The organism is Amycolatopsis sp. NBC_01307, assembly GCF_035975215.1.
Lineage (GTDB): Bacteria > Actinomycetota > Actinomycetes > Mycobacteriales > Pseudonocardiaceae > Amycolatopsis.
Genome location: NZ_CP108403.1, coordinates 6,969,171 through 6,991,425, shown reverse-complemented (window position 1 = coordinate 6,991,425; position 22,255 = coordinate 6,969,171). Strand labels below are relative to the sequence as shown.

Genomic DNA, 22,255 nt, shown 5'->3' with positions numbered 1-22,255 from the left:
ATCCGGTGGGATTCGATCCCGACGACCTGTACGAGGTGGACTCGGACGTCCCCGACCTGACCGGGGCGGTGTTGCTGCACCACTTCGAGGGGTTCATGGACGCGGGTTCGGCGGGTCGTCTGCTGGCCGAGCACCTGCTGAGCGGGGAGCACCGGGTGGTCGCGCGCTTCGACGTCGACCGCCTCATCGACTACCGCTCGCGGCGCCCGACGATGACCTACGCGGTGGACCACTGGGAGGACTACGACGCGCCGGAACTGGTCGTCCACCTGCTGCACGACGCCGACGAGACGCCGTTCCTGCTGCTGGCGGGCCCGGAGCCGGACCACGACTGGGAGCGGTTCTGCGCCGCGGTCCGGAACCTGGTCGAGCGCTGGGGCGTCCGGCTGACCGCCGGCTTCCACGGCATCCCGATGGGCGCGCCGCACACCCGCCCGCTCGGCGTCACCGCGCACGCCACCCGCCAGGACCTGGTCGGCGAGCACCAGCCGCTGCCCAACCGGCTGCAGGTGCCGGGCAGCGCCGCCGCGCTGCTGGAGTACCGCTTCGGCGAGTGGGGGCACGACGCGGTCGGGTTCGCCGCGCACGTGCCCCACTACCTCGCCCAGCTGGCCTACCCGACCGCGTCGCTCAACCTGCTCGACGCGCTGGGCCGCGCGACCGGGCTGAACCTGACCGTCGGCGAACTGCGCGGGGCCGCGGACCTCGCCGCCGCCGAGATCGAACGGCAGATCGCCGCGTCCGACGAGAACGCCGGCGACGTCGTCCGCGCGCTGGAGCGGCAGTATGACGCGTTCGTCGAGGCGTCCGAGAAGGGCAGCCTGCTCGCCGAGTCCGTCGAGCACATGCCGACCGCCGAGGAGCTCGGGACGCAGTTCGAGCGGTTCCTCGCCGAGCAGAACGGCGGCGAGACCCCGGAGCGTTAGGCCACGGCCAGCAGCACCCGCGAGTGCTTCGGCGTCGTCGCCTCGTCGACCAGCGTGAGCGCGAAGTCCGCGTAGGCGAACGTCTCCGCCGGGATGAGCGTCGTGACGGCCGTGCGGTAGGAGCCCGTGCCGTCGCCTTCACCCAGCACGACCGGTGGCGGCGCGACGACCAGCCAGTCCAGGCCGCTCTCGCGCAGCACCGCCAGCTCGGCCGCGTGACCCAGCGAGAACGCGCGGTGCTCGGCCGGGAAGTCCGGCGCGTCGTGCACCGCGACGCCGGGGGCCGTCTCGAGCGTCGTCCCGATCCCGGCGACGACCAGCCGGCTCACCCCGGCCCGTTTCAGGCCGTCCACCAGCGCGCGGGCGGCGGCCGGGAAGAACTCGCCCGACGCGACCCCGGTGGCGTACGCGACGCTGATGACCGCGTCGTGCCCGGCCACCACCTCCGCGACGCTGTCCGCGTCGGTGACGTCGGCCGCGACCCCTTCGTGGCGACTCGGGTCGCGCACCGCCGCGGTGACCTGGTGGCCTCTCGCTGTCGCCTCGGCGACGACACGCTGCCCGGCCCGGCCGCCGGCGCCGAACACGATGATCCTGCTCATGGAATCCCCTTCCGTCGCCGGTGAAACTAGGCTCGGGGGTGCCGGTTACCGCAACGAAATCGGCTTCGACCTGGGGGTGTGCGATGACGACCTACGACCGCATCGGCGTCGGTTACGCGCTGGGCCGGCGGACCGACCCGCGCTGGCTCGCGCCGCTGCTCGACGCGCTGGGAGACGCGGGCACGGTGCTCGACGTCGGCTCCGGCACGGGGTCCTACGAGCCGCCCGGGCGGCGGGTCACCGCGGTCGAGCCGTCCGCGGAGATGATCCGGCAACGCCCTCCCGGCGCCGCGCCGGTGGTGCGCGCGGTCGCGGAAGCGCTGCCGTTCGCGGCGGGCACGTTCGACGCCGCGCTCGCGGTGCTGACCGTGCACCACTGGCCCGAGTGGCGGCGCGGCCTCGCCGAACTGCGCCGGGTGGCGCGGCGGCAGGTCGTCCTGGCCTACGACACCGGGCGCCACAACGACTTCTGGCTGGTGCGCGAGTACGTGCCGGAGGTGGCGGAGCTGGAGCGGTCACGCCCGTCGGCGTCGGACATCGCGGCTTTCCTGGGAGCGCGGAGCGTCGTCCCGCTGCCGGTGCCGTGGGACTTCACCGACGGCGTCTTCCCGGCCCACTGGCGGCGTCCGGAGGCCTACCTCGACCCGGCGGTGCGGCAGGCGTGCTCGGCCCTGGCCCAGACGGCACCCGACGCCGTGGCGCGCGGCATCGCCCGGCTGCGCGCGGACCTGGCGTCCGGTCGCTGGCACGAGGAGCACCGGGACCTGCTGGACCTCCCGGAGTGGGACGCGGGCTTCCGGCTCGTCGTGAGTGTTTAGGGCGGTTCTAACCGCCCTAAACACTCACGAGAGGTGACCACGGGGTGAGGTACCGTCCCGGGATGAACCAGACGGAAAGCCCTTCGTCCGCAGCGAAAGCCCTGAGGCGCACGCTGGGCAGGCTGTTGTTCCGGGTGGCCTCGAAAGTGCACGACCCGTACACCGATCAGCTGAACCGGATGAGCGCGGAGCTGCGCGAGGAGATCGTCCGCCAGGGTGACCGGCTCCTCGATCGGGTGGTGGAGTTCGAGATCCGCAGCCGCCGCGACATCGTCTACGCCGGCGACCAGGACGCCGCGCTGGAGAGCAACGTCTTCGCCCGCGAGCACCTGGTCGGCGCTCCGCACTTCGGCCGTCCGAAGCAGACGCTCGAGTACGCGCTTTCCCTGGCGCCGGAAGGCGGGATGGCGCTGGAGTTCGGCGTCGCGTCCGGCAACACGCTGCGCACGATCACCCGCGCTCGCAACAGCGAGCAGGTCTACGGCTTCGACTCGTTCGACGGCCTGCCCGAGGCGTGGCTCAACGGCATGCCCGCCGGCGCGTTCGCCCGCGACGACCTGCCGGACGTCCCGGGCGCGGAGCTGGTCGTCGGCCTGTTCGCCGAGAGCCTGCCCGGATTCCTGGAGGAACACGCCGGTCACGTCGACTTCCTGCACGTGGACGGCGATCTCTACAGCTCCGCCAAGACCGTCCTCGACCTCTGCGGGCCGCGGCTGCGCGCCGGCAGCATCGTGCACTTCGACGAGTTCTTCAACTTCCCCGGCTGGAAGCGGCACGAATACCGCGCCTGGACGGAGTACGTCGAGCGCACCGGCGTCGAGTTCGAGTACGTGGCCTACACCTACAACGACAACCAGGTCACGGTGAAGATCACGAAGGTGTAGGTGGTCCGTCGGCGATCTGGCGCAGCTCGAGCGCGCCGGCCTCGGCCCACGGGTGCCGCGACGCGACCTCGACGGCCGTCTCGTGGTCGGGGCAGTCGAGGATGACGTAGCCGCCGATCTGCTCCTTGGTCTCGGCGAACGGGCCGTCGGTGAGCAGGACGTCGCCGTCGCGCACCCGCAGCGTCTTCGCCTCGGACGGCGGACGCAGGCCCGTGCCGGTCTGCTGGATCCCGCGCCGCGCCAGCTCGGCACCCCATTCGTGGCAGCGCTGTGCCATCTCGGGGCCGGCGGCCGCTTCCGCGGATTCGTCACCGGCGAGCAGGAGCAGGTATCGCATGCGGTCAGCATGCCACGCGGCTCAGCCGAAGCAGCCTTCCTGATTCAGCGGCCCGAACGACGGCAGCCCGCACAGATAACCGTCGACCCACCGGCGTTACCGGAGAGGTTGACGCCGAGGCGGACCAGCGGCGCGAACCCGCGGATCCCGGCGGCGAGCGCGTCCTGGTTGCGCTGCATCATCGACGTCAGCTGGTCGAGCTGGGTGAGCAGCGGCCCGAGCTGGGTGTTGGCGAGCAACGTGGACAGCTGCCCGTCGCACGAGGCGAGCGTGTCCGAGAGCCGCGACAGTCCCGTGAGCGCGGCGCGGACGTCCTGCGGGGGATCGGCTCGTCCGGGTCGAGCGCCAGGAACTTCTGGCCCAGCACGGTTTTCAGCCGGATCGCCGGGTCACGCCGACGTGAGCAGCGGGTATTCGCGGTACTCCAGCGCGTTGGCCGCCCGGTCGGTCATCCGCAGGAAGATGCCGCCGAACAACCGCGTGCTCAGCATCTTGTAGGCGCGGTTGCGGTTGCGGATCTTCTTGGCCGTGCGCGGCGCGAGGAAGTTGCCCGAGCCCTTGCCGTTCTTCTGCCCGACCGCGGCCGGTTTGCGCAGCCGCTCCTCGTACTTCGCGAACGCCGTCACGTGGTCGCCGCCGGCCGCCGCGAGCTCCCCGGCCAGCACCTGGGCGCCCATCATCGCCAGCCCGGTGCCGGACCCGCCCGGCCCGGCGCACCACGCGGCGTCGCCGAGCAGCACGACCCGGCCCTTCGACCAGCGGTCCAGGTGGATCTGGCTGATCGAGTCGACGTAGAGGTCGTCGGCCGCGGGCAGCGCTTCGAGCAGCTTCGTTGTCTCCCATCCGGTGTCCGCGAACAGCCGCGCGACCAGCGCCCGCTGCTCGTCGGTGCTGCGGCGGCGGAACTCGACGTCGTCGGCGGCGAAGACCAGCCCGACGTGCAGCCGGTCGGCGTGCCGGTGGCTGCCGACCATCAGGCCGCGGCCGGGCTCGTTGTAGAGCACGCTCGTGTGGTCGAGCCCGAGGTGGTTGGGCGCGGTGAACCCGGCGATGCCGAAACCGAGGTCGCGGCGGAAGTCCCGCTCCGGGCCGAACGCGGCGGCCCGCACCCCCGAGTGCACGCCGTCGGCCCCGACGACCAGGTCGAACTTCCGCGGCGCCCCGCGCCGGAAGGTGACTTCGACGCCGTCCGCGCGCTCGGTCAGACTCGTGACGCGGTCGCCGAAGACGTACTCGGTGTAGTCCGCGGTGTGCTCGTACAGGACGCGGGCGAGGTCACCGCGCAGGATCTCGACCTCGCCGCTCCACGCGGCGCCTGGCACGCTCAGCTGCGGCTTCCCGTCGAGGCCGAGCACGGTCTGCTCACCCATCGCCGTCTCGAACCGGCGCACGTCGCCGAGGACGCCCATCGCGGCCAGCAGCTTCACCTGCTCACCCCGGAAGTCGACGGCCTGGCCGCCGGGCCGCAGCTCCGGCGCGGTTTCGACGACGGTGACGCGGTAGCCGCTGCGGTGCAGCCAGTAGGCCGCGGACGGGCCGGCGATGCTGGCCCCGGACACGAGCACGGTCTTGGCGGTCATCGGGAGTTCCTCTCGGTCGGTGATGACCGAAGACTGCGTGCCGCCGCTGACGACCCGCGCACCGTTCACTGACGGCGGCGCCACTCGCTGGGCAGCACGCCGTAAGCCGCGCGGAAGCGGCGGGTGAAGTGGGTCGGGTCCTTGAACCCCCAGCGGCGGGCGACCGCGGCGATCGGGAGGTGCCGGTCGGCCAGGTCGGCGCGGGCCCCCGCCAGCCGGGCCGTGATGATCCACTGCTCGAGGCTCAGGTCCGCGGCCGCGCAGGCCCGGTAGAGCTGGCGCGGTGACACCGAGAGCGCGGTGGCGACGGACGCGGGGGAGAGGCTGGGGTCGCCGAGGTGGTGGCGCACGTGGGTGCGCACCTGGGCGATCAGCGTCGGCTCCTCGCCCGCCGCGCTCACCAGCAGCGCCCGGACCAGGTCGACGCACACGCGGCCCAGCGCGTCCGCCGCGGGCGTCGCGCTGAGGGCGTCGGCGTCGCGGGCCAGGCCCTGGACGTGGTGCGCGACCAGCCGGTGGAGCGGGCTCGCCGCGAGCCGCGGCGCGGCCCGGCGGACCGTCGCCGCGGACAGGCCCAGCTCGTCCGGCGGGAGGTGCAGCGTCCGCGAGCCGCCGGGGCCCAGCCAGACGAACGTGACCGGCCGCGGGGTGCTGACCAGGCTCAGCTCGCCGGGCTCCTCCCCGCGCGGGAGGGGGATGCCGGCGGCTTCGACGCGCGACAGCGTCAGCGGCCCGAACGACCACCAGGCGAGCTGCGTCTCGAAACCCACGGTCATGAAGCCAGTCAACCGGACGGCTCGGCGTCCCGACAGCGCCCGGATCCCGCAATCGCGTGGCGCGGACGGCCGAGGGCCGGGCACCGAGAGCCGATCCGGCACGCGCCGGGCGCTCCTAGGCTCGCCTTCTTGGCAGAAACAGAGCTCGGAGAAAAGAGGTCGTGATGCCTTACGCCAGCACTTCCGACGGTGCCGAGATCTTCTACAAGGACTGGGGTTCCGGGCCGCCGGTGGTGTTCAGCCACGGCTGGCCGCTGAACGCCGACGCGTGGGACCCGCAGCTGAACCTGGTGGCGTCCAACGGGTTCCGCGCGATCGCGCACGACCGGCGTGGCCACGGCCGGTCCAGCCAGACGTGGACCGGCAACGACATGGACACCTACGCCGACGACCTCGCCGCGCTCATCGAGTCGCTAGACCTGACCGGCGTCGTGCTCGTCGGGCACTCCACCGGCGGCGGTGAGGTGACGCGCTACCTGGGCCGGCACGGCACCGAGCGCGTCCGCAAGGCCGTGCTGCTGGGCGCGGTGCCGCCGCTGATGCTGCAGACGGCGGCCAACCCCGGCGGCCTGCCGCTGAGCGCGTTCGACGACATCCGCGCCGGCGTCGCGGCCGACCGGTCGCAGTTCTACCAGGACCTGTCCGCGCCCTTCTACGGCGCGAACCGGCCGGGATCGACGGTCTCGCAAGGCCTGCGCGACCAGTTCTGGCGCCTGAGCATGCAGGTCGGGCTCAAGGCGGCCTACGACTGCGTCGCGCAGTTCTCCGAGCAGGACTTCACCGGCGACCTCGGCAAGATCGAGATCCCGGTGCTGGTGGTGCACGGCGACGACGACCAGATCGTGCCGATCGACGCGGCGGGCCGGCGCAGCGCCGAGATCCTGCCGAACGCCACCCTCGTCGTCCACGAGGGCGCGCCGCACGGCCTGTGCGGCGACCACGAGACTCGGTTCAACGCCGAGCTGCTCGAATTCATCCGGGAGTGACCGTGACCGTCCCCGCACCCACCGCTCAGGAACTGGCCGAGGTCGAGCGGGCCAACACCTCCGGCAAGCAGCCGGTCGTGTTCGTCCACGGGCTGTGGCTGCTCGACACCAGCTGGGACCGCTGGGCCGAGTTCTTCGAGGCCGCGGGCTACGCCGCGGTCACCCCGGGCTGGCCCGACGACCCCGCCACGGTCGAGGAGGCCCGAGCGAACCCGGACGTCTTCGCGAACAAGAGCGTCGGCGACGTCGCGGCGTACCAGCAGGCCATCGTCGAGAAGCTGGACCGCAAGCCGGCCATCATCGGGCACTCGTTCGGCGGGCTGCTCGTCCAGATGCTGGCCGGACGCGGGCTGTCGGCGGCGACCGTCGCGATCGACCCGGCGCCCTCGCGCGGCGTGCTCCCGCTGCCGGCGAGCGCGCTCAAGGCGTCGTCGGCGGTGCTGACCAACCCGGCCAACCGCCACCGCGCGGTGGCGCTGACGTTCGAGCAGTTCAAGTACGGCTTCGCCAACGCCGTCAGCGACCAGGAGGCTCACGAGCTGTACGAGAAGTACCACGTCGCCGGCTCGGGCGTGCCGATCTTCCAGGCCGCGTTCGCGAACATCAACCCGCGCACCGAGGTCAAGGCCGACAACCTCAACCCCGACCGCGGACCGATGCTCGTCATCTCCGGCGAGTACGACCACCAGGTGCCGCACGCCATCGCGCACGCCACCTACGAGCGGCAGCTGAAGAACCCGGGGACGACGGAGTTCGCCGAGCTCCCCGGCCGCGGGCACTCGCTGACCATCGACAGCGGCTGGCAGGAGGTGGCGGCCGCCGCGCTCGACTTCGTCGGCCGGTTCGTCAAGTAACCGCAGGTCACGCGGGTATGGGCGCAGTTGGCCGGTGATGTCCGGTTCCAGTGGCTAGCATGGCGCGGTGGACCGTTCCGCCGCAGGCCGGATCCAGGAGGACGCCGACGAAGCCGTCGAGGCTCGCATTCTGGACGCCGCCGCGCACCTCATCGCCGAGGACGGCTTCGGCCGGATGAAGCTCGGCGGTGTCTGCGCGCGCTCGGGCTACGCGAAGTCCGTGATCTACCAGCACTTCGGCGACAAGGACGGCCTCGGCGGCAAGCTGGTCGAGTACGCCGTCGAGGAGTTCACCGACGCCTACAGCGAAGCGGTGGCGGCCCGGACCGGGTCCGCCACCGCGACGCCGATGGACATGCTGCGGGCGCTGCTGGACATCATCTTCGAGCTCATCACGACGATGCCGACGCTCAACCACGCGTTCCTGGCCCTCTGGGGCGACGCCTCCGCGGAGAGCTCGGCCATGCGCGCCGCCCTCACCGAGGCCGACCGCCGGTTCCGCTTCGCCATCGCCCAGACCGTCGCCAGCGGCGTCGCGGACGGGAGCATCACGGGCGTCCGGGACGCCGACGCGTACGCCTCCGCGCTGCTCGCCCAGCTGCGCGGGATCTCGATGCAGGCCCTGATCGACCCGGACGGCATCGACCTGCGCGGCGTCCGCGCCGAGCTGGAGCGCGGCGTCGACCGGCTGTCCGCGAGCTTCCGCGGCACGCTACAGGCTGAAGGCGATTGACCGCAGCACCAGCACGGCGACGAACACCAGCGTGAAGGCCAGATCGAGCGAGATCCCGCCGAGCCGCACCGGCCGCACCACGCGTCGCACCGGCCCGATCACGGGCTCGGTCGCCGCGTAGGCCAGCCCGCGGGCCCGCCGGGTCCACGGCGGGCTGGTGCCCACCATGCCGACCCAGTCCAGCACCATCCGCGCGATCAGCACGAGCATGTACAGGGTCAGCGCGAACCCCAGCAACGTCCCCAACGCACCCATCGGTCCTCCTCCGTCTTGCTACCCGATGAACGCGCGGGGGTGGCGGAGAGTGCCAGGTCTGTCCGGTTTCACAGCTTTTCGACAGGAACCAGAGTGACGCGGTACCGCCAGGACCCGTCTTCGCGGACGCCGCCGTGCCGCTCGATGGTCTTCGCCGAGGCGACGTTGCCCGGCGCGCAGACGAGGACCACCTCGGGCATCCCGCGGGCGCGCGCCTCGTCGAGCACGCGGGCCAGGGCCCAGCTCGCGAGCCCACGCCGGCGCGCGGACGGCCGGACGCCGTAGCCGATGTGCCCGGCACCTGCGTCCCTGCGGCGCAAAGCGATCCCGCCGAGTACCTGCTCGCCGTCGACGATCCACCAGTACTCGGTGGACTCGTCGGTCGCCAGCCGCGTCAGCCATGCCGCGAACCCGGCCGGCGTCGCGACCTCGTCGGCGGGGAGCAGCCCGAAGCCGTCCTCGTGGCGGCCGGGGCCCCACTCGGCGTGCGCGTCCAGCCAGGCGGTGCGGCGGTCCGCGGTGGGCGTGATCAGTTCCGGCACTCCGCGACCGTATCCGCCCAGCGGTGGATCGCGAAGTGGCTGCCGTCGCGGCGGATCTCGGCCGCGCCGGGGCCCGCGAAGTGCGCCGGCACAACGAGTTCCCGGTTGTCGGCCGCGCGTTCGAGCACGCTCCGGCGAGTGGCGGCGGCCTGGCGCGGGTCTTCGCAGAAGCAGCTGCTGTGGCGGGGATCGAGGATCTGCACCGGGCTGTGCAGCAGGTCGCCGACGAACACGGCGCGGTCCGCACCGGACGTCAGGCGCACGAGCGACGAGCCGGGCGTGTGGCCGGGCGCCGGCTCGAGCGTGAGGTTGCCGTCGATGCGGTGGCTCGTCTCCCACAGCACGGCCCGGCCGAGGATCGGGGCGATGCTGTCGGCGTAGACGAGGAGGCTGCCGTCGCGGCGCAACTGCTCCTGCTCGGTGCGCGGCGCCGGGCGGCGGTGGGCGTTGCGCGGGTCGAAGTACGTCTGGTCGGCGCGGGGGATCAGGTAGGTGGCGTTGGGGAAGGCCGGCACCCACTCGTCGTTGCGCAGCAGGGTGTTCCAGCCGACGTGGTCGTAGTGGATGTGGGTGTTGACGACGACGTCGACGTCGTCGGGCCGCACCCCGGCGTCGGCGAGGCGGTCCAGGAAGCCGGTCTTCAGGTGGTCGAACAGCGGGATCTGCGGCCGCTGCCGGTCGTCGCCGACGCCGGTGTCGACGAGGACGACTTTCCCCTCGCTGCGCAGCACCCACGTCTGGACGGCGGCGTGGTAGGCGTCGGTCGCCGGGTTCCAGTGGTCGGGCGCGAGCCAGGACGCGTTGTCCCGCCGGAGCCCGGCCGGGCTGTCCGGCACGATGGTCCGCAGCGGGGCGATCTCGCCCTGCCACTCGACGACCTTGAGCACTTCGACGTCACCGATCTGCATGCCCCCACGCTAAGACGTTCACATGAGTGTTTCCATGGCTGAAATGCTCGCCTGAATGCGCGATCGTCTCACCGTTACGATGAACTCGTGGACCTCCTGAGCGACGCGATCGCCGCGATGCGGATCGGGCAGCCGACGTCGAACCGCCTGCGCGCCGGCTCGACGTGGTGCTACCGCTTCGCGCCGTACGAGGGCGCGGGGTTCCACGTGCTGCTGCGGGGGAGCGGCTGGCTGGTCCCTTCGTCCGGCGAGCCGGTGCCCCTGGGCGCGGGCGACGTGGTCCTGGTCCCGCACGGCAGCGCCCACACGCTGTCGTCCACCCCGGACGCCGCCGGCGCGGTGCCGTTCGAGACGGCGGTGCCCGACCCGGACGGCCGCACGGAGTTCCTGTGCGGCAAGTACCGCCTGGACCGCGCGCGCCAGCACCCGGTGCTAGCGGGCCTCCCGGAGGTCGTCCACCTCCCCGCGAGGATCGGCCACCACCCGGAACTGCGCGCGGCGATCGACCTGCTGGGCGGCGAGGTTGCGGCGTCCCGCCCTGGTCGCGACACGGTGGTGACGGGCCTGCTGGACCTGCTGCTGGTGTACCTGGTCCGGGCCTGGCTGGCTTCGACCGAGCACCCGGGCTGGCCGGAAGCCTTGCGGGACCGCGAGATCGCGGCCGCACTGGCGGCGTTGCACGAGAATCCCGCGGCCCCGTGGCGCATCGAGGACCTGGCGGCCCGGGTCGGCCTGTCGCGCGCAACGCTGGCCCGCCGCTTCACGGCGTTGACGGGCCGCCCCCCGATGGCGTACCTGACGTGGTGGCGCATGACCACGGCGGCGAGCCTCCTGCAGGACACGGACCTGCCACTGCCCGCACTGGCGGCCAAGGTGGGTTACGGCTCACCGTTCGCGTTTTCACACGCGTTCAAGCGCGAATTCGGTGTGGCGCCGGGAAAGTACCGGCTGGCGGCCGCATGAATCGGCCCCTACCGCGTGTTCGCTGGTAGGGGCCGGTTTTGCGCATTGGATCTGGGTGCCCTCGGCAGGATTCGAACCTGCGACACCTGCCTCCGGAGGGCAGTGCTCTATCCCCTGAGCTACGAGGGCCCATCGCTGGGCGACGTCAGAAGCTTAGCGCATCCCCCGTGACCCGCGCGGGCAGGGCGCCGCAAAACGTACTCGCTGGTCAGGGGGCTGAAGTTGATCCATTCGTGGGCGTCTCGATAGCGTGGGAGGCCCACCTGAAGGAGCTGTCGTGGTTGAGCCGTTCCGGGTACCGCTCGATGAGGCCGACGTCGCCGACCTGCGGGAGCGGTTGCGGCGGACCCGGTGGCCCGAGGCCGAGACCGTCGACGACTGGTCGCAGGGGGCGCCGCTCGCCTACGTGCGGGAGCTCTGCCGGTTCTGGGGCGAGGAGTACGACTTCGGCTTCGCCGGCCGGCTCAACGCCTTTCCGCAGTTCCGGGCCACCGTCGACGGCGTCGGCGTGCACTTCCTGCACGTCCGGTCGCCCGAACCGGACGCGCTGCCGCTCGTGCTCACGCACGGCTGGCCCGGGTCCGTCACGGAGTTCCTCGACGTGCTCGGGCCGCTGACCGATCCGCGGGCGCACGGCGGGGATCCGGCCGACGCCTTCCACGTCGTCGTGCCGTCGCTGCCCGGGTTCGGGTGGAGTGACAAGCCCGCGCTCAAGATCCCGCGGGTCGCCGAGCTGTGGGACGCGCTGATGACGTCGCTCGGCTACGAGCGCTACGGCGCCCAGGGGGGCGACTGGGGTGCCGCCGTCACCAACGCGCTGGCGCGGTTCGAGCGCGTCGCCGGGGTGCACGTCAACTACGCGCCCGTGTCGCTGGACCGGGACGACCCGACGGAACAGGAGCGGCAGGCCCGCGCCGACCTGGCGGAGTTCCGGCGGACCGGCAGCGCCTACGCCGCGCAGCAGGGCACCCGGCCGCAGACGCTCGGTTACGGCCTGACCGACTCGCCCGCCGGGCAGGCCGCCTGGATCGCCGAGAAGTTCTGGGCCTGGACCGACCACAAGGGACAGCCCGAGGACGCCATCGCCCGCGAACGGCTCCTCGACGCGATCTCCGTCTACTGGTTCACCGCGACGGCCGCCTCGTCGGCGCGGATGTACTGGGAGAACACCGACCGCGACCTGTCCCCGATCACCGTGCCCGCCGGGGTTTCGGTGTTCCCCAAGGAGATCGTGCGGCCGTCGCGGCGGCAGGCGGAGCAGCGTTACGCCGACCTGCGGTGGTTCGAGACGCTGCCCGTCGGCGGTCACTTCGCCGCGCTCGAGCAGCCCGAGCTGTTCGTCCAGCAGGTCCGCGGCTTCTTCCGGCTGGTGCGCTAACCGGAAGAAGCGCCGAAGCGTAATCGGTCCGCCAGGCGGGAAACCCCTCCTGGTGGATTGGTCGGCGCGCGCGTGCGGGGTACTTTTCGGATGGGTGAACTTAGGCTCCCCTCTGTTGCACGTATGCGCATCCGACTATATGTTGGGCCTCGACGGTGAACCGGGAACGGAGGCGAAATGGGGCACGGACACGGGCACGGCCAAGCGGCCGCGCCGGCGAGCGCGTCGGGCAGGTACGTCCGGAGCCTGACGATCGCCCTGGGCATCGGCGCCGGGTTCATGGTGCTGGAGTTCGTCGTGGGCTTCGCGACCGGCTCGCTGGCGCTGATCTCGGACGCGGCGCACATGTTCACCGACGTCCTCGGGGTCGGCATGGCCCTGACCGCGATCATCCTGGCCCGCCGCTCCGGCCCCACCGTCAGCCGCACGTTCGGCCTCTACCGCGCGGAGGTGCTGGCGGCGCTGGGCAACGCGATCCTGCTGTTCGGCGTCGCGGGGTACGTCCTCGTCGAGGCCGTCGGCCGGATCGGCGACCCACCTGCGGTGGCCGGCCTGCCGGTGCTGCTGGCCGCGACGGCCGGCCTGGCGGCGAACATCGTGTCGTTCGCGGTGCTGCGCTCGGGGGCGAAGGAGAGCCTCAACGTCCGCGGCGCGTACCTCGAGGTGCTGGCCGACCTGATCGGCTCGGTCGGCGTGCTGATCAGCGGCGCGCTGACGCTGCTCACCGGCTGGCGCTACGCGGACCCGATCATCGGCGTCGCGATCGGCCTGTTCGTGCTGCCCCGCACGTGGACCCTGGCCCGCCGCGCGCTGCGCATCCTCTTCCAGCACGCCCCGCAGGGCGTCGACGTCGGCGCGATCAGCGCGGAGCTGTCGGCGCTGCCGGGCGTCGCGGACGTGCACGACCTGCACGTCTGGACCCTGACGTCGGGTATGGAGGTGGCTTCGGCGCACCTGACGCTCGCCCCGCCGGCGCAGCAATCGGACGTGCTGACCGAGGCCCAGAACCTGCTCTCGACGCGCTACGCGATCGAGCACGCGACCCTGCAGGTGGAGGCACCGCACTGCGCGCGCCGCTGCCAGGAACTCTCCTGGTAGCTCGCGCCGGGCCCCCAAGCCCCGAAAGCCGTGAAGGCCTCCTTGCCGGCCATAAGAGCCGGTAAGGAGGCCTTCACGGACCTCGAAAGCTCGTCAGGGGAGTGGCTGGGCGCCCCGGCCCGCGAGCATCAGCTTCATCTGGTCCATCTCCGCGCCCTGGGACGTGAGGATGCTGTTCACCAGGGCCTTCAGCGCCGGCAGGTTCGAGTGCTCCGACGCGTACTGCGCCATCGACGTGCCGCCCTGGTGGTGGCGGAGCATCAGCTGCAGGAAGTAGACGTCGAACGGGCGGCCCGACAGCGAGCGCAGCTTCGTCAGCTCCGTGTCGGTCGCCATGCCCGGCATCAACGCGCCTCCTGACGGCGACAGTGACGACGGGGCCATCGACATGCCGTCGTGGCCGGACATCGGTTCCGTCATCCACTTCATCGGCGCGCCGATCGCCTGCTCCGGCTGGTCCCACAGCATGAGCCAGCCCTTCATGCGGCCGACCTGCTCGAGCTGCGTGCGTTCGATGTCGAACGCGAGCTGCTTGATCTCCGGGTCGGTCGTGCGGTCGCGGGCGATGCCCGACATCGTGACCGCCTGCAGGTGGTGCGTCGACATGTCCTGCGCGAAGCCGACCTCGACGGAGTCGCGGGCCGGGGTGGCCGTGGCCGCCGGGTCGTCGACGGCGCGGGTGAGGAACATCCCCGCGACGCCGCCGATCAGCAGGACCGCCAGCAGCGTCCCGCCGATGATCACCCAGCGCGACCACGTCGGCTGCTCGACGACCTCATCGGTTTCGAGGTCGTCGAGGTCGGCTCCGGAACTCACTGGGACGGCGCGCCCGAGGCCGGGGCGGACGCGGGAGCGGTCGGCACGCCGCCGGGGGCGCCCTGCTCACCCTGCGCGGCGGTGCTGCCCTTGTAGTCCATCGGCTTCGCGTCCGGGCCCGGCTTCGACGGGTCGAACGGCGGCGGGTTGTCCGGGTCGAACGAGCCCGGCACCGCGTCGCAGGACGCGCCGACCTCGGGGTAGACGCCGTTCGGGTTGCTGCGCAGGGCCGCGATGAACTCGTCGATCCGCGGGTCGTCGGCGCTGTCCAGCTTCAGCTGGTGGCCCCAGGACTGCAGCGAGATCGGCTTGTCGAGACCGGGGTAGGGCGACAGCATCGTGAACGGCTTGTCCTTGGCGCGCACGCTCAGCAGGTTCAGCGCGTCACCCGAGATCTGCTGCGGGTTGTAGGCGATCCACACCGAGCCGTGCTCCAGCGCGTGCACCATGTTCTCGGTGCGGACGGCGTTCGGGTAGACGATGCCGGTGCAGGTGGCCCACGTCTGGTCGTGCGGGCCGCCGAACGGCGGGGTCTTGTCGTAGGCGACGCGCTCGGTCGGCAGGACGTGCACACTGCCGGTGTAGGTCGCGGTGATGACGCCGGGGATGCGCTTCGAGGGATCCGGGTCGGACGCGGTCGGCGCGAACGCGGCGGCGGCCTCTTCACGGCTCGCCTGGTCACGCTTCGGCGCGGACGCCACCATGTAGTAGGTGATCACGGCGGCGGCGAGGGCGACGATGGCCACGACCGCGATGATCGTGCCCCACGGCGTGCCCTTCTTGCTGACCACGGAACCGCGGGCCGCTTTCACGGCCGACCCCTTTTTCCCAGTTGTCCGGTTCGCCATGGCTCCCGCGTTCTCCTCTGCTGGCTGCGGACGGATTCCCGCCCGGGCCAGTGTAGAGACCACACGTCTGATCACCGTTAACACCTCACACAGTGCCCACCGAAGGCCGGGGGCTCCGCCACCCGGAACCCCCGAAAAGCGGTCTGTGGACGCCCGCCGTGACGTGGCCGAGACCGCTGCGAGCGCCCGACCTGGGCACACCTAGAATTCGACGAGTGACTCCCGCCGCTCTCGCCGACCTGGTCCGCAGCTCCGCCGTGCAGGTACTGACCGCACGCGGCATCGACGACACCGTGCTGCCGGAGCAGGTGACCATCGAACGCCCGCGCAACCCCGACCACGGCGACTACGCGACGAACCTGGCCCTGCAGGTCGCGAAGAAGGCCGGCCTGAAGCCGCGTGAGTTCGCCGAGGCGCTGGCCGCGGCGGTCGCGGCGGCCGACGGCGTCGCTTCGGCCGAGGTGGCGGGCCCGGGATTCCTCAACTTCCGCCTGGCCGCGGCCGCGCAGGGCGACATCGTGCGCCAGGTCATCGAGGCCGGCGCCGCCTTCGGCCGCGGGGACGCGCTGGCCGGCACCAAGATCAACCTCGAGTTCGTCTCGGCCAACCCGACCGGCCCCATCCACCTGGGCGGCACCCGCTGGGCCGCGGTCGGCGACGCGCTGGGCCGCGTGCTCGGCGCGCAGGGCGGCGAGGTCACCCGCGAGTACTACTTCAACGACGCCGGTGCGCAGATCGACCGGTTCGTCCGGTCCCTGATCGCCGCCGCGAAGGGCGAGCCCGCGCCGGAGGACGGTTACGCGGGCGGCTACATCAACGACATCGCCGCCGAGGTCATCAAGGCCGAGCCGAGCGCGCTGTCGCTGCCGGAGCAGGAGCGGCACGAGACGTTCCGCCGCATCGGCATCGGGCTGATGTTCACCGAGATCAAGGACAGCCTGCACGAGTTCGGCACCGACTTCGACGTCTACTTCCACGAGAACTCGCTGCACGAGTCGGGCGCGGTCGACGCCGCCGTCCAGCAGCTGAAGGACTCCGGGAACCTCTACTTCGCGGACGGCGCCTGGTGGCTCAAGTCGTCCGAGTACGGCGACGACAAGGACCGCGTCGTCATCAAGCAGGACGGCAACCCGGCCTACATCGCCGGCGACCTGGCCTACTTCAAGGACAAGCGCAACCGCGGCTTCGACCTCTGCATCTACATGCTCGGCGCGGACCACCACGGCTACATCGCCCGGCTCAAGGCGGCCGCGGCGGCGTTCGGCGACGACCCGGCCACGGTCGAGGTGCTGATCGGCCAGATGGTGAACCTGGTCAGCGACGGCAAGCCGGTGCGGATGTCCAAGCGCGCCGGTACCGTGATCACGATGGAGGACCTGGTCGAGGCGGTCGGCGTCGACCCGGCCCGCTACGAGCTGATCCGCTACTCCGTCGACTCCACTTTGGACGTCGACCTGGACCTGCTGCGCAAGCACTCCAACGACAACCCGGTCTACTACGTCCAGTACGCCCACGCGCGGCTGGCGTCCCTGCAGCGCAATGCTGCCGACTTGGGCATCAAGTCTGCCGAGTCCTTTTCGGACGTCGACTTCGGACTCCTGACGCTGCCCGCCGAGGGCGACCTGATCCGCACCATCGGCGAGTTCCCGGAAATGGTGCGTCGGGCCGCCGACATGCGGGAGCCGCACCGGATCGCGCGCTACCTCGAAGAACTCGCGGGCGCTTACCACAAGTTCTACACCGTGGGCCGTGTGCTGCCCCAGGGCGACGAAGAGGTGACCCCGCTGACCCACGCGCGGCTCGCGCTGTGCGAAGCGGCCCGCCAGGTCCTGGCCAACGGCCTCGCCCTGCTCGGTGTTTCTGCTCCGGAACGGATGTAATCGATGGCGCACCCCGCGGGCCCACGGCACGCCGACGTCTACCCCCACGCCGACTCCTCCGGGTTCCCGCCCGCGAGCGGCGACGAGCTCGACCGGCTCTACCCGAAGGTCTGGCCCCGCAACACCTTCCGCGGCGCGGACGGCGTCGTGCGGATCGCCGGCGTCGACGTGCGCGAGCTGGCCGAGCAGCACGGCACGCCGCTGTTCGTCGTCGACGAGGCCGACTTCAAGTCCCGCTGCGCGGACTACGCCGAGGCGTTCGACGACCCGGCGCTCGTGCACTACGCGTCCAAGGCGTTCCTCTCCATCGAGATCGCCCGCTGGGTGGCCGAGCAGGGGCTGAGCCTGGACGTCTGCAGCGGCGGCGAGCTCGCCGTGGCGCAGCGCGCGAGCTTCCCGGCCGAGCGGATCACCTTCCACGGCAACAACAAGTCACCGGCGGAGCTCGAAGCCGCGGTCGTCGCGGGCGTCGGCACGATCGTGCTCGACTCCTACTACGAGATCGCCCGGCTGGCCGACACCGCCGCGCGCCACGACGTCGTGCAGCCGGTGCTGATCCGGGTGACCGTCGGCGTCGAGGCGCACACCCACGAGTTCATCGCGACGGCCCACGAGGACCAGAAGTTCGGCTTCTCGCTGGCCGCCGGGGACGCCGCGGAGGCGGTGCGGCGGGTGCTCAACGCGCCGTCGCTGAAGCTGACCGGCCTGCACAGCCACATCGGCTCGCAGATCTTCGACGCCGACGGCTTCGAGGTCGCCGCCCGCCGTGTCGTCGGGCTGCTCGCCGACCTGGCCAAGGAACACGGCCCCGAGCTGCTCGACCAGCTGAACCTGGTCGACCTCGGTGGCGGATTCGGCATCGCCTACACCGACAAGGACAACCCGCCGCCGCCGGCGCAGATGATCACGCAGATCCGCGAGATCGTCCGCAAGGAGTGCGCCTACGCCGGGCTCCCGGTGCCGCGCATCGCCGGCGAGCCGGGCCGCGCGATCGCCGGGCCGGGCACGATCACGCTCTACGAGGTCGGCACCATCAAGGACGTCGCGCTCGGCGACAACGCCGTGCGCCGGTACGTGAGCGTGGACGGCGGGATGAGCGACAACATCCGCACCGCGCTCTACGACGCGGTGTACGACGTCCGGCTGGTTTCCCGCTCCGCGAGCGACAACGAAGAGCCGGTGCACGCCGTGCTGTCCCGGGTCGTGGGAAAACACTGTGAGTCCGGCGACATCGTCGTACGAGACTGCTGGCTGCCCGACACGCTGGCTCCGGGCGACCTGGTGGCCGTCGCGGCGACCGGTGCCTACTGCTACTCGATGGCGAGCACGTACAACCGGCAGCCGCGCCCGGCCGTGGTCGCCGTGCGCAACGGCGGCGCCCGGCTGCTGCTGCGGCGTGAGACGACCGACGACATGCTGCGCCTGGAGGTCTGAGAAACCGTGTCCGAACGCAGTGACACTCCAAAACGTGCGATCAGGGTCGCCCTGCTCGGCTGCGGGACCGTGGGCGGCGAGGTCGCCCGGTTGCTCACCGAGCAGGCCGGCGAGCTGGCCGCCCGGGCGGGCGCGCCGGTCGAGCTGGCCGGCATCGCGGTCCGCCGCCCGGACAAGCACCCCGAGCTGCCACCGGAGCTGCTGACCGCCGACGCCGAGAAGCTCGTGACCTCGGACGACGTCGACGTCGTGGTCGAGCTCGTCGGCGGGATCGAGCCGGTGCGCAGCTGGCTGCTGGCCGCGCTGAAGGCCGGGAAGTCCGTGGTCACCGCGAACAAGGCGCTGCTCGCCGAGCACTCCGCCGACCTGTTCGAGGCGGCCGACGCCGCCGGCGTCGACCTCTACTTCGAGGCCGCCGTGGCCGGGGCCATCCCGCTGCTGCGGCCGCTGCGCGAGTCCCTGGCGGGTGACCGGATCACCCGCGTGATGGGCATCGTCAACGGCACCACGAACTACATCCTGTCCGCGATGGACTCCACCGGCGCGGGCTACGCCGAGACGCTCGACGAGGCCAGCCGGCTCGGGTACGCCGAGGCCGACCCGACCGCCGACGTCGACGGTTACGACGCCGCGTCCAAGGCCGCGATCCTCGCCTCGCTCGCCTTCCACACCCGGGTGACGGCCTCGGACGTGCACCGCGAGGGCATCGCCGACGTCACCGCCGCCGACCTCGGCGCGGCGCGCGTGCTCGGCCGCACGGTCAAGCTCCTCGCCATCTGCGAGCGGGTGACCGACGACGACGGCGTCGAGTCGGTGTCCGCCCGCGTGCACCCGGTGATGATCCCGCGCAGCCACCAGCTGGCCGGCGTGAGCGGCGCGTTCAACGCCGTCTACGTCGAGGCCGACGCCGCCGGCGAGCTGATGTTCTACGGCCAGGGCGCGGGCGGCGCGCCGACGGCGAGCGCGGTGCTCGGCGACCTGGTCGCGGTGGCCCGCAACCAGGTGGCCGGCGGCCGCGGCCCGCGCGAGTCGGCGCACGCGGCGCTGCCGGTGCGGCCGATGGGCCAGACCCCGACCCGGTACCACGTAAGCCTTTCCGTGGCCGACCGCGCCGGCGTGCTCGCCCAGGTGGCGCAGGCGTTCGCCGCCCACGGCGTGAGCATCGCGGCGGTCCGCCAGCTCCACGTCGACGACCGCGCGAGCCTGGTCGTCGTCACGCACCAGGCCCCCGACGCGGCCCTGCGGTCCACTGTGGACGAGATCGGGCGGCTCGACGTCGTCCACCATGTTGTCAGTGTGATGCGGGTGGAAGGCGAAGACGCATGAGTATCAAGGCCTGGCCCGGCATCATCGAGGCCTATCGGGACCGCGTCCCGGTCCCCGACGGCGCGCGCGTGATCACGCTCGGGGAGGGCAACACCCCGCTGCTGCCCGCCCGCTACCTGTCCGAGCTGACCGGCTGCGACGTCCACCTCAAGGTCGAGGGCGTCAACCCGACCGGCTCCTTCAAGGACCGCGGCATGACCGTGGCCATCACGCACGCGCTCGCCAGCGGGCTCAAGGCGGTGATCTGCGCGTCGACCGGCAACACCTCGGCCTCGGCCGCCGCCTACGCCGTGCGCGCCGGGCTCACCTGCGCCGTGCTGGTGCCCCAGGGCAAGATCGCGATGGGCAAGCTCGCCCAGGCCGTGCTGCACGGCGCGCGGATCCTGCAGGTCGACGGCAACTTCGACGACTGCCTCGAGCTGGCCCGCAAGACCGCGGCCGACTACCCGGTCACGCTCGTCAACTCGGTCAACCCGGTGCGCATCGCCGGCCAGAAGACCGCCGCGTTCGAGGTCTGCGACGCGCTCGGCCGGGCGCCGGACGTCCACTGCCTGCCGGTCGGCAACGCGGGCAACATCACCGCCTACTGGGCGGGCTATTCGGAGTACGCGGCCGATGGTGTGGTGAAGAACACCCCGCGGATGTTCGGCTTCCAGGCGGCCGGCGCGGCGCCGCTGGTGCTGGGCGAACCGGTGCGCGACCCGGACACGATCGCCACCGCGATCCGGATCGGCAGCCCGGCGTCGTGGACCGCCGCGGTCAAGGCGAAGAACGAGTCCAACGGGCTCTTCGAAGCCGTCACCGACGAGAAGATCCTCGAGGCGTACCGGCTGCTCGCCGGGCGTGAGGGCGTGTTCGTCGAGCCGGCGTCGGCCACCAGCGTGGCCGGCCTGCTCGCGACGGCCGCGGACGGCCGGCTGCCGAAGGGCGCCACGGTCGTCTGCACCGTCACCGGCCACGGCCTGAAGGACCCGCAGACGGCGCTGGCGGGCAACGTCGAGGTCGAGCCGCTGGCCGTGGACCCCTCGGCGGTCGCGGCGGCCCTGGACCTGCGGTGAGCGGCGCTTTCCGCGTCACGGTCCCGGCGTCGACGGCGAACCTCGGGCCGGGCTTCGACGCGTTCGGGATGGCGCTCGCGCTCTACGACGTCGTCGAGGTGCAGGTCACCGACGAAGGCCTCAAGGTCGAGGTGATCGACGCGGGCGCGGGCGGCGTCGCCGACGTGCCCACCGACGAGTCCCACCTCGTGGTGCGGGCGATCCGGCGGACCTGCGCGCACCTCGGCGTCGACCCGCCCGGCCTGCACCTGCGCTGCTACAACGCGATCCCGCACGCGCGCGGGCTCGGGTCGTCGGCCGCCGCGGTGGTCTCCGGCGTCGCCGCCGGGTACGCGCTGGCGGGCCGGGAAATCGACGAATTCGACGCGTTGCAGCTGGCCGCGGGCTTCGAGGGCCACGCCGACAACGCGGCCGCGAGCCTGTTCGGCGGGCTCGTGCTGGCCTGGTGCGAGGGCACGGTGTTCCACGCCGAGCGGCTGACCCCGCACGCCGGGATCCGGCCGGTCGTCGCGGTCCCGGCCGTCCGCTCGGCCACCGCGACCACGCGCGGCCTGCTGCCGGCGACGGTGCCGCACCGCGACGCCGCGCACAACGCCGGCCGCGCCGCCCTCGCCGTGCACGCGCTCACGGCGAAACCGGAGCTGCTGCTGGCGGCCACCGAAGACCGCCTGCACCAGCTCTACCGCGCGCCCGCTTACCCGGCGAGCACCGCGCTGGTGGACACGCTCCGTGCACAAGGCGTGGCCGCGGCGATCTCCGGCGCGGGCCCGACGGTGCTCGCGCTGACCACGACGGGAATATTGCCGCCAGGGGCCGGTGTTGAGGGTTTCGACGTCTACGAGCTGCCCGCGGATCTCGCGGGTGTGCAGGTTGCGGCTCAGTAAAGGCTGGGTCACGTGCCTGCGGTGGGGGCCGCCACGCGGGGGGTGGTTGTTGCACCCGGCACCGGTGCGGTCTACCCTCGGGGGCGTTCGATCACCGTGCGTTTCCGCACCCGATGCCGGTCCAGGGGAGTTTCCCGGATCGCATCCTTCGTCGATCCGCCAGATCCGCACCGCCTGGCAAGCGGGGTAACGCGGAGGGACGCAGGCGGGTTTCCGGTCTCGGCGGTGTCGGATTCCGCATCCTCCGAATGGAGGACGCAAACCCCTGTGGTGGAGGCGCTCCAGCTGTGTTTCGCACGGCCGAAGAGCTCATCTCCCGTATCGGGGGGCAGTTACGCCGGTTCGCGATCAGAAGCGAGCGGCAGTCCG

General features: G+C 72.1%; 23 protein-coding genes, 1 tRNA gene and 1 pseudogene. 14 read left to right on the top strand and 11 right to left on the bottom strand.

The window, feature by feature from the left end; genetic code table 11:
- Positions 1 to 5 precede the first annotated feature (5 nt).
- A complete protein-coding gene (locus tag OG439_RS30280) occupies positions 6 to 926 on the top strand; it encodes a proteasome assembly chaperone family protein (protein WP_247057202.1) in 921 nt (306 codons plus the stop codon).
- Here the strand turns inward: OG439_RS30280 and OG439_RS30275 are convergent.
- The gene (locus OG439_RS30275) at positions 923 to 1,528 is read right to left on the bottom strand and encodes an NAD(P)-dependent oxidoreductase (protein WP_326944170.1); all 606 of its coding nucleotides are present in this window, start codon (positions 1,526 to 1,528) and stop codon (positions 923 to 925) included. The genes OG439_RS30280 and OG439_RS30275 overlap by 4 nt on opposite strands.
- An 83-nt stretch (positions 1,529 to 1,611) precedes the next feature.
- Here OG439_RS30275 and OG439_RS30270 point away from each other — a divergent pair, with 83 nt between their 5' ends.
- Both OG439_RS30270 and OG439_RS30265 read left to right on the top strand, forming a co-directional pair.
- Positions 1,612 to 2,346 (top strand): class I SAM-dependent methyltransferase, encoded by a 735-nt coding sequence (locus OG439_RS30270; protein WP_326944169.1) that lies wholly within the window; start codon positions 1,612 to 1,614, stop codon positions 2,344 to 2,346.
- A gap of 62 nt (positions 2,347 to 2,408) precedes the next feature.
- Positions 2,409 to 3,230, top strand: a complete 822-nt coding sequence (locus tag OG439_RS30265; RefSeq protein ID WP_326944168.1) for a class I SAM-dependent methyltransferase — start codon at positions 2,409 to 2,411, stop codon at positions 3,228 to 3,230.
- Here the strand turns inward: OG439_RS30265 and OG439_RS30260 are convergent.
- From OG439_RS30260 to OG439_RS30245, 4 genes and pseudogenes are all read right to left on the bottom strand, one after another.
- Positions 3,217 to 3,567, bottom strand: a complete 351-nt coding sequence (locus OG439_RS30260; RefSeq protein ID WP_326944167.1) for a YciI family protein — start codon at positions 3,565 to 3,567, stop codon at positions 3,217 to 3,219. The two genes, OG439_RS30265 and OG439_RS30260, sit on opposite strands and share 14 nt — an antisense overlap.
- 21 nt (positions 3,568 to 3,588) lie before the next feature.
- Positions 3,589 to 3,896: pseudogene (locus tag OG439_RS30255) on the bottom strand (ABC transporter substrate-binding protein); the annotation flags it as partial.
- 60 nt (positions 3,897 to 3,956) lie between these two features.
- A complete protein-coding gene (locus OG439_RS30250) occupies positions 3,957 to 5,147 on the bottom strand; it encodes an FAD-dependent monooxygenase (protein ID WP_326944166.1) in 1,191 nt (396 codons plus the stop codon).
- A 65-nt stretch (positions 5,148 to 5,212) separates the two neighbouring features.
- Positions 5,213 to 5,923: a helix-turn-helix domain-containing protein gene (locus tag OG439_RS30245; RefSeq protein WP_326944165.1), complete on the bottom strand. Its 711-nt coding sequence runs from the start codon at positions 5,921 to 5,923 to the stop codon at positions 5,213 to 5,215.
- A 164-nt stretch (positions 5,924 to 6,087) separates the two neighbouring features.
- Between OG439_RS30245 and OG439_RS30240 the strand changes: the two genes are divergently transcribed.
- The 3 genes from OG439_RS30240 to OG439_RS30230 all read left to right on the top strand — a co-directional run bounded on the left by OG439_RS30240 (position 6,088) and on the right by OG439_RS30230 (position 8,496).
- Complete coding sequence (locus OG439_RS30240; protein ID WP_326944164.1) at positions 6,088 to 6,909, top strand: alpha/beta fold hydrolase; 822 nt, start codon at positions 6,088 to 6,090, stop codon at positions 6,907 to 6,909.
- A gap of 2 nt (positions 6,910 to 6,911) precedes the next feature.
- A complete protein-coding gene (locus OG439_RS30235) occupies positions 6,912 to 7,763 on the top strand; it encodes an alpha/beta hydrolase (protein ID WP_326944163.1) in 852 nt (283 codons plus the stop codon).
- Positions 7,764 to 7,830: 67 nt separating this feature from the next.
- Positions 7,831 to 8,496: a TetR/AcrR family transcriptional regulator gene (locus OG439_RS30230; protein WP_247057185.1), complete on the top strand. Its 666-nt coding sequence runs from the start codon at positions 7,831 to 7,833 to the stop codon at positions 8,494 to 8,496.
- Here OG439_RS30230 and OG439_RS30225 read toward each other — a convergent pair.
- From OG439_RS30225 to OG439_RS30215, 3 genes are all read right to left on the bottom strand, one after another.
- Entirely contained in the window at positions 8,476 to 8,751 is a 276-nt protein-coding gene (locus OG439_RS30225) for a YggT family protein (RefSeq protein ID WP_326944162.1), read from the bottom strand. The two genes, OG439_RS30230 and OG439_RS30225, sit on opposite strands and share 21 nt — an antisense overlap.
- 68 nt (positions 8,752 to 8,819) lie before the next feature.
- On the bottom strand, positions 8,820 to 9,293 hold the full coding sequence (locus OG439_RS30220; RefSeq protein WP_326944161.1) for a GNAT family N-acetyltransferase: 474 nt from the start codon (positions 9,291 to 9,293) through the stop codon (positions 8,820 to 8,822).
- Complete coding sequence (locus OG439_RS30215) at positions 9,281 to 10,201, bottom strand: MBL fold metallo-hydrolase (protein WP_326944160.1); 921 nt, start codon at positions 10,199 to 10,201, stop codon at positions 9,281 to 9,283. Before OG439_RS30215 ends, OG439_RS30220 begins: the two co-directional genes overlap by 13 nt.
- Positions 10,202 to 10,288: 87 nt before the next feature.
- Between OG439_RS30215 and OG439_RS30210 the strand changes: the two genes are divergently transcribed.
- Positions 10,289 to 11,164 carry an AraC family transcriptional regulator gene (locus tag OG439_RS30210; RefSeq protein WP_326944159.1) on the top strand — a complete coding sequence of 292 codons (876 nt, stop codon included), beginning with the start codon at positions 10,289 to 10,291 and terminating at the stop codon, positions 11,162 to 11,164.
- Positions 11,165 to 11,220: 56 nt separating this feature from the next.
- On the opposite strand, the gene OG439_RS30205 is transcribed toward OG439_RS30210, so the two are convergent.
- Positions 11,221 to 11,293, bottom strand: a tRNA-Arg gene (locus OG439_RS30205).
- Between the two features lie 148 nt (positions 11,294 to 11,441).
- Between OG439_RS30205 and OG439_RS30200 the strand changes: the two genes are divergently transcribed.
- Both OG439_RS30200 and OG439_RS30195 read left to right on the top strand, forming a co-directional pair.
- Positions 11,442 to 12,542, top strand: coding sequence for an epoxide hydrolase family protein (locus OG439_RS30200; protein WP_326944158.1), 1,101 nt, complete (start codon positions 11,442 to 11,444; stop codon positions 12,540 to 12,542).
- Between the two features lie 177 nt (positions 12,543 to 12,719).
- Positions 12,720 to 13,640: a cation diffusion facilitator family transporter gene (locus OG439_RS30195; protein WP_326944157.1), complete on the top strand. Its 921-nt coding sequence runs from the start codon at positions 12,720 to 12,722 to the stop codon at positions 13,638 to 13,640.
- A gap of 93 nt (positions 13,641 to 13,733) precedes the next feature.
- Here the strand turns inward: OG439_RS30195 and OG439_RS30190 are convergent, their stop codons facing one another.
- Both OG439_RS30190 and OG439_RS30185 read right to left on the bottom strand, forming a co-directional pair.
- On the bottom strand, positions 13,734 to 14,456 hold the full coding sequence (locus OG439_RS30190; protein WP_326944156.1) for a DUF305 domain-containing protein: 723 nt from the start codon (positions 14,454 to 14,456) through the stop codon (positions 13,734 to 13,736).
- A complete protein-coding gene (locus OG439_RS30185; RefSeq protein ID WP_247057162.1) occupies positions 14,453 to 15,268 on the bottom strand; it encodes a DUF3105 domain-containing protein in 816 nt (271 codons plus the stop codon). The genes OG439_RS30190 and OG439_RS30185 overlap by 4 nt, the downstream gene beginning before the upstream one ends.
- A 251-nt stretch (positions 15,269 to 15,519) precedes the next feature.
- Between OG439_RS30185 and argS the strand changes: the two genes are divergently transcribed.
- From argS to thrB, 5 genes are read left to right on the top strand one after another with little or no spacing between them, the layout of a single operon-like run.
- The gene (argS, locus tag OG439_RS30180) at positions 15,520 to 17,184 is read left to right on the top strand and encodes an arginine--tRNA ligase (protein WP_326944155.1); all 1,665 of its coding nucleotides are present in this window, start codon (positions 15,520 to 15,522) and stop codon (positions 17,182 to 17,184) included.
- 3 nt (positions 17,185 to 17,187) lie between these two features.
- Positions 17,188 to 18,618 (top strand): diaminopimelate decarboxylase, encoded by a 1,431-nt coding sequence (gene lysA, locus OG439_RS30175; protein WP_247057159.1) that lies wholly within the window; start codon positions 17,188 to 17,190, stop codon positions 18,616 to 18,618.
- A 6-nt stretch (positions 18,619 to 18,624) separates the two neighbouring features.
- On the top strand, positions 18,625 to 19,944 hold the full coding sequence (locus OG439_RS30170; protein ID WP_326944154.1) for a homoserine dehydrogenase: 1,320 nt from the start codon (positions 18,625 to 18,627) through the stop codon (positions 19,942 to 19,944).
- Positions 19,941 to 21,002 (top strand): threonine synthase, encoded by a 1,062-nt coding sequence (gene thrC / locus OG439_RS30165; RefSeq protein ID WP_326944153.1) that lies wholly within the window; start codon positions 19,941 to 19,943, stop codon positions 21,000 to 21,002. The genes OG439_RS30170 and thrC overlap by 4 nt, the downstream gene beginning before the upstream one ends.
- Positions 20,999 to 21,886, top strand: coding sequence for a homoserine kinase (thrB, locus tag OG439_RS30160; protein ID WP_326944152.1), 888 nt, complete (start codon positions 20,999 to 21,001; stop codon positions 21,884 to 21,886). Before thrC ends, thrB begins: the two co-directional genes overlap by 4 nt.
- The last annotated feature ends 369 nt before the right edge of the window (positions 21,887 to 22,255 follow it).

Bases quoted from the DNA above. Each gene is read 5' to 3' on its own strand.
- OG439_RS30250 (WP_326944166.1), bottom strand. From the start codon at position 5,147: ATGACCGCCAAGACCGTGCTCGTGTCCGGGGCCAGCATCGCCGGCCCG.
- OG439_RS30270 (WP_326944169.1), top strand. From the start codon at position 1,612: ATGACGACCTACGACCGCATCGGCGTCGGTTACGCGCTGGGCCGGCGG.
- thrC (WP_326944153.1), top strand. From the start codon at position 19,941: ATGAGTATCAAGGCCTGGCCCGGCATCATCGAGGCCTATCGGGACCGC.
- OG439_RS30275 (WP_326944170.1), bottom strand. From the start codon at position 1,528: ATGAGCAGGATCATCGTGTTCGGCGCCGGCGGCCGGGCCGGGCAGCGT.
- lysA (WP_247057159.1), top strand. From the start codon at position 17,188: ATGGCGCACCCCGCGGGCCCACGGCACGCCGACGTCTACCCCCACGCC.
- OG439_RS30215 (WP_326944160.1), bottom strand. From the start codon at position 10,201: ATGCAGATCGGTGACGTCGAAGTGCTCAAGGTCGTCGAGTGGCAGGGC.
- OG439_RS30265 (WP_326944168.1), top strand. From the start codon at position 2,409: ATGAACCAGACGGAAAGCCCTTCGTCCGCAGCGAAAGCCCTGAGGCGC.
- OG439_RS30245 (WP_326944165.1), bottom strand. From the start codon at position 5,923: ATGACCGTGGGTTTCGAGACGCAGCTCGCCTGGTGGTCGTTCGGGCCG.
- OG439_RS30260 (WP_326944167.1), bottom strand. From the start codon at position 3,567: ATGCGATACCTGCTCCTGCTCGCCGGTGACGAATCCGCGGAAGCGGCC.
- OG439_RS30240 (WP_326944164.1), top strand. From the start codon at position 6,088: ATGCCTTACGCCAGCACTTCCGACGGTGCCGAGATCTTCTACAAGGAC.
- OG439_RS30225 (WP_326944162.1), bottom strand. From the start codon at position 8,751: ATGGGTGCGTTGGGGACGTTGCTGGGGTTCGCGCTGACCCTGTACATG.
- OG439_RS30195 (WP_326944157.1), top strand. From the start codon at position 12,720: ATGGGGCACGGACACGGGCACGGCCAAGCGGCCGCGCCGGCGAGCGCG.